Here is a 12875-nt window from a genome sequence, read left to right on the forward strand (position 1 = left end):
ACCAGAACCTGAACGGATCTCTTCGCGAGGCCGGCAAGAACAGCACAATAGCCGAGGGCATCCTCCAGCATGTACAAGACCCTCGAAGCCCACATCCGCCAACAGGTCGCCCCCGCCGCCCTGCGTGCCGAGTTCCGCCAGCACGAATTCGAGGCCATGCGCCGTTTCTGCCTGCTGATCTTCTGCATCGGCATTGCCATCTGGTTGGTCTTCGACCTGATCGTCAGCTACCTCGGCGGCCAGGGCTTCACCTGGCTGTCCGGGGTGTTCATCGCCTTGCTGTGCAGCCTCACCGTGGTCTTGGCTTTCACCCGCAGGAGCCAGCATTTCGACGTGCTCAACCTGCTGTTCGTGACGGTGATCACCCTGGCCATGCGCCTGGTGATCGAGGGCATCCCCATCGCCCTGCGACCGGTATGGCTGGTACTTGGGGTCTCCACCGTGCTGTACACCGTGTCGGTGCTGCCGGTGCGACGCTGGTCATTCTTCTGCGCCATGGGCATCACCTGGGTCATGCTCAACCCCTTCTTCCACACCCGTATCGAAGCCCTGGAGCTCGAAGGCGCGATGCTGGTCAGCTACGCGGTGTGCCTCAGCGGGCTGGTGATCTACAGCTACCTGCGTATCCGCCAGGCCAAGCTGCACAACTTCTACCTGACCAAGGTACTGCTGGAGCAGGCCTATATCGACGCGTTGACCGACATCCCCAACCGTCGCTCGTTCATGGCCAAGGCCGAAAAGCAGCTGCGACAGGCCGGCGAACAGTACCTGGCGATGATCGACATCGACAATTTCAAGCAGGTCAACGACCGCTTCGGCCATGACATCGGCGACGAGGTGCTCAAGCGCGTGGCGGCGCACATAAAGGCGGCGATGATCGGCTACGAGATCGCCCGGCTGGGCGGTGAGGAATTCGCGATCTTCTTCCAGGGGCTGGATGAAACAGGCGCCGAGCAGCAAGTTGCGAGGTTGTGCCAGCGGGTGCGCGAGGACCTCGGGGCACACCCGGTGACCATCAGCATCGGCCTGGCCCGGATCGATAGCGGCGATACCCTGAGCACGGCGCTGATCCGGGCGGACCAGGCACTGTACGAAGCCAAGCACACGGGCAAGGACCGCTTCGTCCGGTGGACTAACCGGCTGGCAAGCGAATCCTGAACTGCGCCCCACCCAACGCAGATTGCGCCACTGTGAGCGTACCGCCCTGCCCTTCGATGGCCCGCCGGCTGATCGCCAAGCCCAAGCCGAAACCACCCGTATTGCGATCACGGCTGCGATCCAGCCGGTAGAACGGCTGGAAGATCCGCTCACGCTCCTCGACCGGAATGCCGATGCCGTCGTCCTCGACCGTCACCAGGCAGGCGCCATCCTCTTCCAGGCGCAGGCGCAGCAGCAGGCTTTCGTCGCAGTAGCGCATGGCGTTGCGCACCAGGTTCTGTACCGCGCGGGCAGTCAGTCGCGGATCGAGGACGAAGCGTGGCAGGTCGGCGTCGCATTGCACCTCCCACTGGATGCCGCGATCGTCGAGTTCTTCGGCGAAACCACCGAGCACGCTGTCCACCAGCTCGAGCAACGACACCTCGACCCGCTCGCGGGCCTGGTCGGCGCTTTCCAGGCGGCTGTAGGACAGTAGCTCAAGCACCAACTCGTCCAGCTCGCGCACATGGCCCACCAGCCCCAGCAGGCGTTTGCGGCTGGCAGGCGGTACCTCGTCGAACAGCAGTACCAGCCCGAAGTCCAGGCGGGTCAGCGGTGTGCGCAGCTCGTGGGACACCGCGTTGAGCAGTTCGCGCTGCTGGTTGACGTGGCGCTCCAGGTCGCTGGCCATGGTGTCGAACACCCCGGCCAGCTCGCCGATGTTCGAGCGCGGCGAGATATGCGTACGCTCGGACATCTCGCCGCGCCCGAGGCGCCGGGCAGTGTCCTTCAGGCGCTCGAGGTCGCGCCAGTGCGGCCATACCCACAGCAGCAGGCAGCCGAGCATGGCCGCGCCGATCAGCACGGTCACGCCCCAGGACAGCACGTTGATGTCCAACGGGTCGTCCGGCGAGTGCAGGCGCACCAGCCAGTCCTGGTCCAGCGGCGCCAGCGCCGTTTCGTAGTAGCCCCAGTCGGCCATGCGCACCACATACAGGCCATGCTCGAGCCGGGCCTTTTCCTCGCTGCTCAGCTCGGCGTCGTCCATGCGCAGCAAGCGCACCTCCAACGGCTTGAACGCCGCGGCCAGTTCCTTTTCCACCGTCGGCCACTGCTCCCGCGGCGTCTGCTGGAACTGACGCACGATCAGGGTCTGCACGCCCTTGGCCTGGTCGAGGTTGTAGGCCATGAAGCGATCGTGAAACAAGCCGACGATGGTGTCGGGAATCAGCGCGATCGCCCCGGCATAGGCGACGATGATCACCAGGTACAACCGCACCAGGATCTTCAGCATGGCGTATCAGTACTCCCACTCGACGCGGCTGAACAGGTAGCCCTTGCCCCATACGGTCTTGATCTTGCGCGCCTCGCCGGCGCTGTCGTCGAAACGTCGGCGCAGCTTGGAGATGGCCACGTCCACCGAGCGGTCGGTGCCGTTGAACTCGATACCGCGCAATTGCTGGAGGATGCGGTCACGGCTCATCACCTCGCCGGCGTTGCGCGCCAGCACCACCAGCAGGTTGTATTCGCCGCTCGACAGCTCCACTTCTTCGCCGCGCCAGTTGACCGTGCGCTCGGCCAGGTCGATGCACAGGCCGCCGATCTGGATCAGGTCGCAGTCCAGGCGCGGCTCGTTGACGCTGCTGCGGCGCAGCAACGTGCGCACCCTGGCCAGCAACACGCGGGGCTCGCACGGCTTGGTGACGTAGTCGTCGGCGCCCATCTCCAGCCCCAGCACCTGGTCGTGGCTGTCGTCGCGGGCGGTCAACATGAGGATCGGCAGGCTCTGCGTCTCCTGGCGCAGCAGGCGGCATACCTGCAGGCCGTCCAGGCCCGGCAGCATCAGGTCGAGTATCACCAGGTCCGGCTTCTGCCGGCGGAATTCGTCCAGAACATGGTCGCCGCGGGCAATCACCCGGACATGGAAATCGTTGCGTTGCAGGTAGCTGGCGATCAGTTCGGACAACGCGCTGTCGTCTTCGACCAGGAGAATGTTCGGCATAAGGGGATTTGACGAAAGATTGAAGTAAGGCAGGATATAGAATCCCGGGCGGGCCACCGCCGATTGTTCACACTTTTTCACACACGCCCAACACAGCTTAACAGCCGCCACCCGAACGGCTGCTTTAGCATACGCTGGATCAAACCTGGAAGATCCGTATGTCCACGCTCCGTGCTTTGCGCCTGCGCCCTCTGGCGCTGCTGGCGCTGATGACCCTTTCCCTGGCCGCTTGCAACGACGCCGCCGAGCAGGAAGAAAAGGCCCCGCCCTCCCAGGTCCGGGTCGAAACCCTTGCCGTGCAGCCGCTGGCCATCAGCACCGAACTCAGCGGCCGCATCCTTGCCCCTCGCACCGCCGAGGTGCGCGCCCGGGTGGCCGGGGTGGTGCTCAAGCGGGTGTACCGCGAAGGCAGCGACGTCAAACAGGGCGATGTGCTGTTCCTGATCGATCCGGCGCCGTTCAAGGCCGACTTCGACAGCGCCCGCGCCACCCTGGCCAAGGCCGAGGCGACGCTGTACCAGGCGCGCCTGCAGGAGCAACGCTACCGCGAACTGGTCGACGACAAGGCCGTCAGCCGCCAGGAGTACGACAACGCCCGCGCCGCCTTCCTCCAGGCCGACGCCGCGGTCGGCGAAGCCAAGGCGGCGCTGGAACGCGCGCGCCTGAACCTGGGCTACGCCACCGTCACCGCACCGATCTCCGGGCGCATCGGCCGCGCCCTGGTGACCGAGGGCGCGCTGGTCGGCCAGAGCGAGACCACGCCGCTGGCCACCATCCAGCAGTTGAACCCGATCCACGCCGACGTCACCCAGTCGACCCGCGAACTCAACGCCCTGCGCCGCTCGCTGCGTGCCGGCGAGCTGCAGCAGGTGGGCCGCGACCAGGTCAAGGCCACGCTGATCCAGGACGATGGCAGCGCCTACCCGCTGGCCGGCAAGCTGCTGTTCTCCGATATCAGCGTCGACCCGAGCACCAACCAGATCACCCTGCGCAGCGAGTTCCCCAACCCGGACCTCGACCTGCTGCCCGGCAGCTATGTGCGCGTGCGCCTGGACCAGGCCGTGCAGCCTCAAGGCATCAGCGTGCCGCAACGCGCCATCCTGCGCGACAGCGCCGGTGTGCCCAAGGTGCTGCTGGTCGACCAGCAGGACCGCATCAGCGAACGCCAGGTGACCCTGGGCAGCGCCCAGGGTGACCGCTGGATCGTCAGCGAGGGGCTGGCCCCAGGTGACCGCGTGGTGGTCGAGGGCCTGCAACACGTCAAGGCCGGCGACCAGGTGCAAGTCGACGAACAACCAGGCGCCACCGCAGTCGCCCAACACAACGGCCAATGAGGGCCTGATCCATGCCGCAGTTCTTCATCGACCGCCCGGTGTTCGCCTGGGTGGTCGCCCTGTTCATCCTCTTGGTCGGCGCCCTGGCCATCCCGCAGTTGCCGGTGGCCCAGTATCCCGACGTGGCCCCGCCGCAGGTGGAAATCTACGCCGTCTACCCCGGCGCCTCGGCGGCGACCATGGACGAGAGCGTGGTCAGCATCATCGAGCAGGAGCTCAACGGTGCCGACAACCTGCTCTATTTCGAATCGCAGAGCAGCCTGGGCAGCGCCACCATCACCGCCAGCTTCCAGCCTGGCACCAACCCGGACATGGCCCAGGTGGACGTGCAGAACCGCCTCAAGGTAATCGAGTCGCGCCTGCCGCGCCCGGTCACCCAGCAAGGCCTGCAGGTCGAGAAGGTGTCCACCGGTTTCCTGTTGCTGGCCACCCTCACCTCCGAGGACGGCAGCCTCGACGAGATCGCCCTGTCGGACATCCTCGCGCGCAACGTGATGAACGAGATCCGTCGCCTCAAGGGTGTCGGCAAGGCGCAGCTGTATGGCTCCGAACGGGCCATGCGCATCTGGATCGACCCGGCCAAGCTGGTTGGCTTCAACCTCACGCCCAATGACGTGGCCGAGGCCATCGCCGCGCAGAACGCCCAGGTCGCCCCCGGCAGCATTGGCGACCTGCCGAGCCGACCGACCCAGGAGATTACCGCCAACGTGGTGGTCAAGGGCCAGCTGAGCACCCCAGAGGAGTTCGCCGCCATCGTCCTGCGCGCCAACACCGACGGTTCCACGGTCACTGTCGGTGACGTGGCGCGGGTCGAGATCGGGGCCCAGGAATACCAGTACGGCACCCGCCTCAACGGCAAGGCCACCAGCGCCTTCAGCGTCAAGTTGTCGCCCGGCGCCAACGCCATGGAAACCGCGACCCTGGTCAAGCAGAAGCTCGACGAGCTGGCGCGCTACTTCCCGGCCGGGGTGAAGTACGACATCCCCTACGACACCTCGCCCTTCGTCAAGGTCTCGATCAAGCAGGTGATCAACACCCTGCTCGAGGCCATGGTGCTGGTGTTCGCGGTGATGTTCCTGTTCCTGCAGAACTTCCGTTACACGCTGATTCCGACCCTGGTGGTGCCGGTGGCGCTGATGGGCACCTTCGCGGTGATGAACGTGCTGGGTTTCTCGGTCAACGTACTGACCCTGTTCGGCATGGTGCTGGCCATCGGTATCCTGGTGGACGACGCCATCGTCGTGGTGGAAAACGTCGAGCGGATCATGGCCGAGGAAGGCCTGCCGCCCAAGGAAGCCACGCGCAAGGCCATGGGCCAGATCAGCGGCGCCATCGTCGGCATCACCCTGGTACTGGTAGCGGTATTCCTGCCGATGGCCTTCATGCAAGGTTCGGTGGGGGTGATCTACCAGCAGTTCTCGGTGTCGATGGCGGTGTCGATCCTGTTCTCGGCGTTCCTCGCCCTGAGCCTGACCCCGGCCCTGTGCGCCACCCTGCTCAAGCCGCTGGAGAAAGGCGAGCATCATGAGCGCAAGGGTTTCTTCGGCTGGTTCAACCGCCGCTTCGAAGGCATGAGCAATGGCTACCAGCGCTGGGTGACCCACGCCCTGGCCCGCAGCGGTCGCTATCTGCTGGTGTATGCCGCGCTGGTCGGCGTGCTGGTGTACGGCTTCAGCCAGCTGCCCACCGCCTTCCTGCCTACCGAGGACCAGGGCTACACCATCACCGACATCCAGCTGCCGCCGGGCGCCAGCCAGGCACGGACCATCGAGGTCGGGCAGCAGATCGAGGCGCACAACGCCGAAGAGCCCGGCGTGGCCAACACCACGCTGATCCTCGGTTTCAGCTTCTCCGGCAGCGGGCAGAACGCGGCGCTGGCCTTCACCACGCTCAAGGACTGGTCCGAACGCGGTGGCGACGACAGCGCGCAGTCGATCGCCGAGCGCGCCACCATGGCCTTCACCCAGCTCAAGGACGCCATCGCCTATGCGGTGTTGCCGCCGCCGGTGGACGGCCTGGGCGAGTCGACCGGTTTCGAGTTCCGCCTGCAGGACCGCGGCGGCATGGGCCACACCGGGCTGATGGAAGCTCGCGACCAACTGCTGGACGCGGCGCGCAAGAGCAAGGTGCTGGTCAACGTGCGCGAAGCATCTCTGGCGGAGAGCCCTCAGGTCGAGCTGGAAGTGGACCGCCGCCAGGCCAACGCCCTGGGCGTGTCGTTTGCCGATATCGGCGCGGTGCTCGACACCGCGGTGGGGTCGAACTACGTCAACGACTTCCCCAACCAGGGCCGCATGCAGCGGGTGGTGGTGCAGGCCGAAGGCGACCGGCGCAGCCAGGTCGAGGACCTGCTGAAGATCCACGTGCGCAACAGCAGCGGCAAGATGGTGCCCCTGGGCGCCTTCGTCAGTGCCCGCTGGCAGTCCGGCCCGGTACAGCTGACCCGCTACAACGGCTACCCGGCGGTGTCGATCTCCGGCGAGCCGGCGGCCGGCTACAGCTCGGGCGAGGCCATGGCCGAGATCGAGCGCCTGGTGGCGCAACTGCCGGCAGGTGCCGGCCTGGAGTGGACCGGCCTGTCGCTGCAGGAACGCCTGTCCGGCAGTCAGGCGCCACTGCTGATGGCGCTGTCGCTGCTGGTGGTGTTCCTGTGCCTGGCCGCGCTGTACGAAAGCTGGTCGATTCCCACCGCGGTGCTGTTGGTGGTGCCGCTGGGGGTGCTCGGCGCGGTGCTCGCGGTGACCCTGCGCGGCCTGCCCAACGACGTGTTCTTCAAGGTCGGCCTGATCACCCTGATCGGCCTGTCGGCGAAGAACGCCATACTGATCATCGAGTTCGCCAAGGACCTGGTGGACCAGGGCGTCGATGCGGCGGACGCGGCGATCCAGGCCGCGCGCCTGCGCCTGCGCCCGATCGTGATGACGTCGCTGGCGTTCATCCTTGGCGTGGTGCCACTGGCCATCGCCAGCGGCGCCAGCTCGGCCAGCCAGCAAGCCATCGGCACCGGGGTGATCGGCGGCATGCTCAGCGCCACCTTCGCCGTGGTGTTCGTGCCGGTGTTCTTCGTCGTGGTGATGCGCCTGGCCAGGCGCGGCAAGACCAAGGCGGCGCAGGTGGCCAGCCACCAGGCCTGACTGGACAAGCCCTGCGGTAAATGGGAGGGTTCCCGGCATTGACTGCCCGGAACCCTTTTTCATGCCCGACGTTCTTCCCCCCTGCTCCATCCTTATCCTCGCCGGCGGCCGTGGCCAGCGCATGGGCGGGCGCGACAAGGGGCTGGTGCCCTGGCGCGGCGAGCCGTTGGTGGCGCATGTGCAGCGCGCTGTGCGGGCGTTGAGCGATGACCTGGTGATCTCCTGCAACCGCAACCAGGCGGCCTACGCAATCTACGCCGACCAGCTCGTCACCGACGCCGAAGCGGACTTTCCCGGTCCGCTGGCCGGCGTGATCAGCGGGCTCAGGGCAGCCCGGCACGAATGGGTGGTAGTGCTGGCCTGCGATGCGCCGCGCATCGACCGGGCGCTGGTCGAGGACCTGCTGCGCCTGGCCGAGGCGCATGACAGCGCGGCCATGGTGCGCCAGGGTGGGTATTGGCAGCCGATGTTCAGTGTGTTGCCCCGGCGCGTGTTGCCATTGCTGGAGCACGCCTGGCAGGCGGGTGAGCGGAGTTTGCAGAAGGCCTTGCTGCAGGCGAATGTGCAGGGGTTGGCGTGTGCCGGGGACGATGCGCGGTTGAGCAACTTCAACAGTCCGGATCTGTTGCGCGATTAACGCTCGCCTGCTCGGCCCTATCGCGGGCAAAAAAAGGCCCCAAGGCAGGGACACCTGGGGCCAAGCGGTTGGACTTCCCAACCAAAGGAGGCATTTCAACCTTGGGCCGGCCAGCCACCGCCCAAGGCACGGAACAGATCGACCAGTGCCAGCTGGCGCTGGGTGCTGGCCTGGATGAACGCCGCTTCGTTGACATAGCCGTTGCGCTGCGCGTCCAGGTAGCGCAGGTGGTTGTCCACCCCGCCCTCATAGCGCGCCTTGGCCAGCGCCACGGTCGCCCGGCTGGTGTCGGCCAGGGCGCGCCGCGCGGCTTCCTCGCGGCGCAAGGTATCGGTGGCGGCCAGGGCGTCGGCCACTTCGCGGAAGGCGCTCTGGATCGTGCCTTCGTAAGCGGCCACCGCCGAATCCTTGCGCGCCTCGGCCAGGCTCAGGCCGGCCTTGTTGCGCCCGGCGTCGAACAGCGGCAGCGACAGTTGCGGCATGAACGTCCAGCTACGCGAGCCGCCGTCGAACAACCCGGACATCTGCGCGCTGGAAGTGCCGAAACTGCCGGTCAGGCTGATCCGCGGGAAGAACGCCGCCCGCGCCGCGCCGATATCGGCATTGCGCGCCCGCAGCCGGTGCTCGGCGGCCAGGATGTCCGGGCGGCGCTCGATCAGCGCCGACGGCGCGCCTGGGGCGATGTCCTGCAGGACCATCGGCGCCTGCATCCGCTCGGCGGGAATCGCCTTGGCCGCCTCGGCGCTGCCCAGCAGCAGCGCCAGGGCGTTGTAGGCCTGGCGCTGCTCGCGCACGATACCTTCGAGCTCGGCCCGTGACTGCTCGACCAGCCCCAGCGCCTCCTGGTGGTCCAGCGCCGTGGCCGTGCCAGCGGCGCGCCGCTGGCCGACCAGGGCCAGCGAGTCCTCGCGGCTGGCCAGGGTCTGGCGAGTCAGCGTCAGGCGCCGTTCGGCACCGTCCAGGGTCAGGTAGGCCTGGGTGACATCAGCGATCAGCGCGATGCGCGCGGCACGGCCGACTTCCTCGGTGGCCAGGTACTGCTCCAGCGCCGCATCGCTCAGGCTCTTGACCCGACCGAACAGGTCCACTTCGTACTCTGGCAGCGACAGCCCCACCTGGTAACTGCTGCTGACCCCTTCCCTGCCGTTGTTCGACAGGTCCGCCGGCAGGTGCTGGCGGTTACCGGAGGCACCGGCGTTCAGGCCTGGTACCCGATCGGCCCGCTGGATACGGTATTGCGCTCGGGCCTGCTCGATGTCGAGCAGGGTCTGACGCAGGGAGCGGTTGTTGTCCAGTGCCGTGGTGACCAGTTGACGCAAGGCCGGATCGACGATGAACGCCTGCCAGTCCAGCTGCTCCACCGACTTGCCATGATGGCCGGCGGCATCGCCCCAGGCAGCCGCCACCGGCGCCTCCGGGCGCTGGTAGGTCGGTGCCAGGGAGCAGCCGACCAGGGTAACGGCCAGCGCGAACGGGAGTGCACATTTACCCATGACTATCACTTCGTCACCTCGACAGCATGTTGCACAGGGGCCGGCTTGCGCTTGAGCAGCTTGAGCACCCAGACGAAACAGATCGGCACGAACACCACGCCCAGCAAGGTGGCGCTGAGCATGCCGCCAATCACCCCGGTACCGATGGCACGCTGGCTGGCCGCGCCGGCGCCAGTGGCGATGGCCAGGGGCACCACGCCGAGGATGAAGGCCATGGAGGTCATCACGATCGGGCGGAAACGCAGGCGCGCGGCTTCAATGGCGGCGTCGCTCAAGCTGTAACCCTTCTCCCACAGCTCCTTGGCGAACTCGACGATCAGGATGGCGTTCTTCGCCGCAAGGCCGATGATGGTGATCAGGCCGACCTTGAAGTACACATCGTTGGGCATGCCGGTGAGCAGTACCGCCCAGACCGCGCCCAAGGCGCCGATCGGCACGATCAGCATCACCGTCAGCGGGATCGCCCAGCTCTCGTACAGCGCCACCAGCAGCAGGAACACCACCAGGATGGCCAGGGCGAACAGGCCGGCGGCCTGGCCACTGGAGACCTTCTCCTGGTAGGACAGGCCGGTCCAGGCATAGCCGATGCCGGGTTGCAGCTCGCCGACCAGGCGCTCCATCTCTGCCATCGCCTGGCCAGTGCTGTAGCCGGGTGCGGCGTCGCCGGCGATACGGATCGACGGGTAGCCGTTGTAGCGCACCAGTTGCACCGGCCCTTCCTCCCACTGGGTGGTGGCGAAGGCACTGAACGGCACTTGCTCGCCGCGGGCGTTAGGTGCGTACAGGCGCAGCACGCTTTCCGGGGTCATGCGCTCGCCCTGCTCGGCCTGCACCACCACACGCTGCTGGCGCCCGGCATTAGTGAAGTCGTTGATCACCGCCGAACCGAAGGCGGTGGCCAGGGTGCTGTTGATCGACTCGAAGTTCACCCCCAGGGCGCGTGCCTTGTCGCGGTCGATCTGGACGCGCAACTGTGGTGCTTCTGCCAGGCCTTCCATCATCGCGTACAGGAACACCGGGTTGCCGTTGGCTCGAGCCAGCAACTGGTCACGGGCCGCCAGCAGCGCTTCACGCCCCAGGCCGCCCCGGTCCATCAAGCGCAGGGCGAAACCGCCGGAGTTGCCCAGGCCGTCGATCGGCGGCGGCATGACCGCGGTGATGGCACCGTCGCCGTTGGCCGCGAAGCGCTCGTTGGTCGCGACGATTTCGTCTGCCGCCGATTGGCCCTTGCCACGTTGCGACCAGTCCTTGTAGGTCGGGAAAGCCAGCGCGGCATTCTCTCCCTGGCCCGAGAAACTGAAACCGGTCACCACGATCGAGTTGGCCACTGCCTCGCGAGACATCAGGAACTGCTCGAGCGCTTCGGCGGTATGGTCAGTGCGCACCCGGCTGGCGCCAGGCGGTAGTTGTACGTCGACGATGCCGTAGCCGAGGTCCTCGGCGGGCACGAAGGCCTCCGGGACGCGCAGGTAGGAATAACCCAGCACCACCAGGATGCCGACATAGGCGAGCATCCAGCGCCCGGCACGGGCCACCAGTGCACTGTTCATCAGCGAATAGCGCTCGGTCACACGGGCGAAGCTGCGGTTGAAGGCACCGAAGAAACCGCCCCTCTCGTGGTGCCCATGGGCCACAGGCTTGAGCAGCGTGGCGCACAGCGCCGGGGTGAAGGTCAGGGCCAGGAAGCCGGAGAACAGGATCGACACCGCCAGCGACACGGAGAACTGCTGGTAAATCACCCCGACCGAACCGGACATGAACGCCAACGGCAGGAACACCGCCGCCAGCACCATGGTGATACCAATGATCGCCCCGGAAACCTGCCCCATCGCCTTGATGGTGGCTTCCGCCGGCGACAGCCCTTCCTCGGCCATCAAGCGCTCGACGTTCTCCACCACGACGATGGCGTCGTCCACCAGGATACCGATGGCCAGCACCATGCCGAACATGGTCATCATGTTCACCGAGAAACCCAGCAGCTTCATGACCATCAGCGTTCCCAGCAGGCACACTGGCACCACGATCGACGGGATCAGGGTGTAGCGCACGTTCTGCAGGAACAGGAACATCACCAGGAACACCAGCACCATGGCCTCGATCAGGGTGTGGATCACCTTCTCGATGGCCACGTCGACGAAGCGCGAGGTGTCGTAGGGCACCGAGTATTCGACGCCGTCGGGGAAGAACTGCGACAGCTCGGCCAGGCGCTCCTTGACCAGGGTCGCGGTTTCGATGGCGTTGGCGCCCGGCGCCAGCTGCACAGCGGCGACCACGGCGGGCTTGCCGTCCAGGCGCGCCGAGAGATTGTAGTTCTCGCTGCCGATGGCCAGGCGCGCGACATCGCCAAGGCGCACGCTGGAGCCGTCCGGGTTGGCGCGCAGGACGATGCCGGCGAAGGCCTCGGGGGTTTCCAGGGTGCCCTGCACGGCCAAGGTCGCGGTCAGTTCCTGCTCGCTGGCTCCGGGCGTGCTGCCGAAACTGCCGGCGGGTACCTGAACGTTCTGGCCACGAATGGCGTTGCCGATGTCGTCGATGGACAGGCCGTAGCCCACCAGCTTCTGCGGATCGACCCAGACCCGCATCGCCGCCTCGGAGGCGAAGAACTGCAACTTGCCCACGCCGGGTACGCGCAGCAGCTCGTTGTTGATGTTGCGCGCGGCATAGTCGGCCAGGCTGGTGACGTCGTCACGGCCACCGGTGGCGCTGGTCAGGGCGTACATCAGCAGGAAGCCGGAACTGGCCTGCTCGACCTTCAGACCCTGGGTCAGTACCGCCTGGGGCATGCGCGCCTCGGCCTTCTTCAGGCGGTTCTGCACATCGACCTGGGCCATATCCGGGTCGGTGCCGGGCTGGAACGTCACCATCACCTCGGCCACGCCGTTGGAGTTGTTGGTGGACTCGTAGTACAGCAGGCCCTTGGCGCCGTTGAGCGACTCCTCGATGATGCTGGTTACCGACTCGACCATCACCTTGGCGGACGCGCCCGGGTAGACGGCATTGATGGAAATCTGTGGCGGCGCCACGCTGGGATACTGGGCCACCGGCAACGCCGGGATCACCAGCAAACCGGCCAGGGATATGAACAGCGCCACGACCCAGGCGAAGTTCGGCCGATTGATGAAGAACTTGGACATCTCG

General features: G+C 66.5%; 8 protein-coding genes. 4 read left to right on the forward strand and 4 right to left on the reverse strand.

The features are described from left to right. The first annotated feature begins 69 nt into the window (after positions 1-69). On the forward strand, positions 70-1158 hold the full coding sequence (locus tag LU688_RS17015) for a GGDEF domain-containing protein (protein WP_094011426.1): 1089 nt from the start codon (positions 70-72) through the stop codon (positions 1156-1158). Here the strand turns inward: LU688_RS17015 and LU688_RS17020 are convergent. Both LU688_RS17020 and LU688_RS17025 read right to left on the reverse strand, forming a co-directional pair. Continuing rightward, positions 1133-2431 carry an ATP-binding protein gene (locus LU688_RS17020; protein ID WP_038706349.1) on the reverse strand — a complete coding sequence of 433 codons (1299 nt, stop codon included), beginning with the start codon at positions 2429-2431 and terminating at the stop codon, positions 1133-1135. The two genes, LU688_RS17015 and LU688_RS17020, sit on opposite strands and share 26 nt — an antisense overlap. A 6-nt stretch (positions 2432-2437) precedes the next feature. Next, positions 2438-3139, reverse strand: a complete 702-nt coding sequence (locus LU688_RS17025) for a response regulator (RefSeq protein WP_038706350.1) — start codon at positions 3137-3139, stop codon at positions 2438-2440. A gap of 158 nt (positions 3140-3297) precedes the next feature. Between LU688_RS17025 and LU688_RS17030 the strand changes: the two genes are divergently transcribed. The 3 genes from LU688_RS17030 (at position 3298) to mobA (ending at position 8244) form a co-directional block, all read left to right on the forward strand. Continuing rightward, positions 3298-4473 (forward strand): efflux RND transporter periplasmic adaptor subunit, encoded by a 1176-nt coding sequence (locus LU688_RS17030; RefSeq protein WP_038706351.1) that lies wholly within the window; start codon positions 3298-3300, stop codon positions 4471-4473. A gap of 11 nt (positions 4474-4484) precedes the next feature. After that, a complete protein-coding gene (locus LU688_RS17035) occupies positions 4485-7607 on the forward strand; it encodes an efflux RND transporter permease subunit (protein WP_038706352.1) in 3123 nt (1040 codons plus the stop codon). A gap of 61 nt (positions 7608-7668) precedes the next feature. Then, positions 7669-8244, forward strand: a complete 576-nt coding sequence (mobA, locus tag LU688_RS17040) for a molybdenum cofactor guanylyltransferase MobA (protein WP_104445189.1) — start codon at positions 7669-7671, stop codon at positions 8242-8244. Between the two features lie 95 nt (positions 8245-8339). Here mobA and LU688_RS17045 read toward each other — a convergent pair whose 3' ends face one another. Both LU688_RS17045 and LU688_RS17050 read right to left on the reverse strand, forming a co-directional pair. Beyond that, the gene (locus tag LU688_RS17045) at positions 8340-9737 is read right to left on the reverse strand and encodes an efflux transporter outer membrane subunit (protein ID WP_094011424.1); all 1398 of its coding nucleotides are present in this window, start codon (positions 9735-9737) and stop codon (positions 8340-8342) included. Positions 9738-9742: 5 nt separating this feature from the next. Further along, positions 9743-12871, reverse strand: coding sequence for a multidrug efflux RND transporter permease subunit (locus LU688_RS17050; RefSeq protein ID WP_094011423.1), 3129 nt, complete (start codon positions 12869-12871; stop codon positions 9743-9745). Positions 12872-12875 lie beyond the last annotated feature (4 nt).

This window comes from Pseudomonas soli, assembly GCF_021283165.2.
Taxonomy (GTDB): domain Bacteria; phylum Pseudomonadota; class Gammaproteobacteria; order Pseudomonadales; family Pseudomonadaceae; genus Aquipseudomonas; species Aquipseudomonas soli.

Bases quoted from the DNA above. Each gene is read 5' to 3' on its own strand.
- LU688_RS17020 (WP_038706349.1), bottom strand. From the start codon at position 2,431: ATGCTGAAGATCCTGGTGCGGTTGTACCTGGTGATCATCGTCGCCTAT.
- LU688_RS17015 (WP_094011426.1), top strand. From the start codon at position 70: ATGTACAAGACCCTCGAAGCCCACATCCGCCAACAGGTCGCCCCCGCC.
- mobA (WP_104445189.1), top strand. From the start codon at position 7,669: ATGCCCGACGTTCTTCCCCCCTGCTCCATCCTTATCCTCGCCGGCGGC.
- LU688_RS17045 (WP_094011424.1), bottom strand. From the start codon at position 9,737: ATGGGTAAATGTGCACTCCCGTTCGCGCTGGCCGTTACCCTGGTCGGC.
- LU688_RS17030 (WP_038706351.1), top strand. From the start codon at position 3,298: ATGTCCACGCTCCGTGCTTTGCGCCTGCGCCCTCTGGCGCTGCTGGCG.
- LU688_RS17025 (WP_038706350.1), bottom strand. From the start codon at position 3,139: ATGCCGAACATTCTCCTGGTCGAAGACGACAGCGCGTTGTCCGAACTG.
- LU688_RS17035 (WP_038706352.1), top strand. From the start codon at position 4,485: ATGCCGCAGTTCTTCATCGACCGCCCGGTGTTCGCCTGGGTGGTCGCC.
- LU688_RS17050 (WP_094011423.1), bottom strand. From the start codon at position 12,871: ATGTCCAAGTTCTTCATCAATCGGCCGAACTTCGCCTGGGTCGTGGCG.